Here is a 639-nt window from a genome sequence, read left to right on the forward strand (position 1 = left end):
TTTACGGCGGTGGTCCCTGTGGCCACTGCCGCTTTCGCGTGGGTGCAACACGGCAAAACTCCTCTGTACAACAGGGACTCCCGCCGTCATTTTCCGGCACAGGTGAGGCCGGAATTGGAACTAAAACGTAAACCGCGGGCCTGTCCGGTAGCGTCCACTATCGGCCAGCATTCTCTCAACCAGAGAGAAATCCTTTTCACCGCAGAACATGTACTGCTCCGCGAACTCCACCTGCAGGGCGTTGTAATGCGTGACATGATCTGGGGTAAGCGGCATGAGAAGATAGTCCGTATACCTCCGGATATGTTCCAGTCTTTCAAAAGGCCGAATGTGACGGGGGATAAGATGCGGCGCTCTGGCAAGCAGATTGTGAAGATACTGCTTTTGACGAATCATCTGTTCACGGATGGAGGGGCAATACATGGCCAGCATCAGCGTCGATGACAGGGGAGGTAAATCTGTATCCCGCGAACGGCTAGACCGAGTAGGCAGCCTGACGGCTGCGGCTTGTCATGGTCTGCAATTACCGTTATAAAAACAGGCAATATCATTGTCTTTCAGGTGGTTATATGGCCCGTTCAGCTAAACCCCGTAAACGAAAACCTGCCCCTCAAAGAAGCAAACTTCCCCGCTATGTCG

General features: G+C 53.2%; 1 pseudogene. It reads right to left on the reverse strand.

The features are described 5' to 3' along the window. Positions 1 to 120: 120 nt before the first annotated feature. Positions 121 to 485: pseudogene (locus EQY_RS26900) on the reverse strand (DUF4238 domain-containing protein); the annotation flags it as partial. Positions 486 to 639: the final 154 nt, after the last annotated feature.

It is taken from the genome of Escherichia sp. TW14182, from assembly GCF_000208525.1.
Taxonomy (GTDB): Bacteria; Pseudomonadota; Gammaproteobacteria; order Enterobacterales; family Enterobacteriaceae; genus Escherichia; species Escherichia ruysiae.